1 rRNA gene is annotated in these 1,283 nt (G+C 55.8%); it reads right to left on the minus strand.

The features are described 5' to 3' along the window. A 23S ribosomal RNA gene (locus AC1U89_RS24460) occupies positions 1 to 1,283 on the minus strand; the annotation flags it as partial.

Genomic DNA, 1,283 nt, shown 5'->3' on the forward strand with positions numbered 1-1,283 from the left:
GCTACCTTCCTGCGTCACACCTGTTAATACGCTTGCCTCCCAGGATCAGGTCCCGCGCTCCACCAAAACCCACACACCCCGAAGGGTGCTAGGGCAGGTTTCGGGCGGTTAGTGTCCCCTGTTCAGCATGGGCGGTTTTTCGCCGGTACGGGAATATCAACCCGTTGTCCATCGACTACGCCTGTCGGCCTCGCCTTAGGTCCCGACTTACCCAGGGCAGATTAGCTTGACCMTGGAACCCTTGATCATCCGGCGGACGGGTTTCTCACCCGTCTTTCGCTACTCATGCCTGCATTCTCACTCGTGTAGGCTCCACCGCTGGTTTCCACCGCGACTTCACTGCCCACACGACGCTCCCCTACCACTCCAGACGCCTGAACCAACCCACAAAGGGGCGGCTTAGCTAATATCTGAAATCCACAACTTCGGCGGTGTACTTGAGCCCCGCTACATTGTCGGCGCGGAATCACTTGACCAGTGAGCTATTACGCACTCTTTTAAGGATGGCTGCTTCTAAGCCAACCTCCTGGTTGTCTTCGCAACTCCACATCCTTTCCCACTTAGCACACGCTTAGGGGCCTTAGTTGGTGGTCTGGGCTGTTTCCCTCTCGACTATGAAGCTTATCCCCCACAGTCTCACTGCTGCGCTCTCACTTACCGGCATTCGGAGTTTGGCTGACGTCAGTAACCTTGTAGGGCCCATTAGCCATCCAGTAGCTCTACCTCCGGTAAGAAACACGCAACGCTGCACCTAAATGCATTTCGGGGAGAACCAGCTATCACGAAGTTTGATTGGCCTTTCACCCCTACCCACAGCTCATCCCCTCCATTTTCAACTGAAGTGGGTTCGGTCCTCCACGACGTCTTACCGTCGCTTCAACCTGGCCATGGGTAGATCACTTCGCTTCGGGTCTAGATCACGCCACTGCAACGCCCTATTCAGACTCGCTTTCGCTACGGCTTCCCCACACGGGTTAACCTCGCGACGTAACACTAACTCGCAGGCTCATTCTTCAAAAGGCACGCCGTCACCCCAACACAGCAAGCTGCGGAGGCTCCGACGGATTGTAAGCACACGGTTTCAGGTACTGTTTCACTCCCCTCCCGGGGTACTTTTCACCTTTCCCTCACGGTACTGGTCCGCTATCGGTCATTAGGGAGTATTTAGGCTTATCAGGTGGTCCTGACAGATTCGCACGGGATTTCTCGGGCCCMGTGCTACTTGGGATACTTCACCAGGCGGTGCACAACATTTCGGTTACGGGGCTCACACCCTCTACGGC

It is taken from the genome of Caulobacter sp. 05T431 (assembly GCF_056665975.1).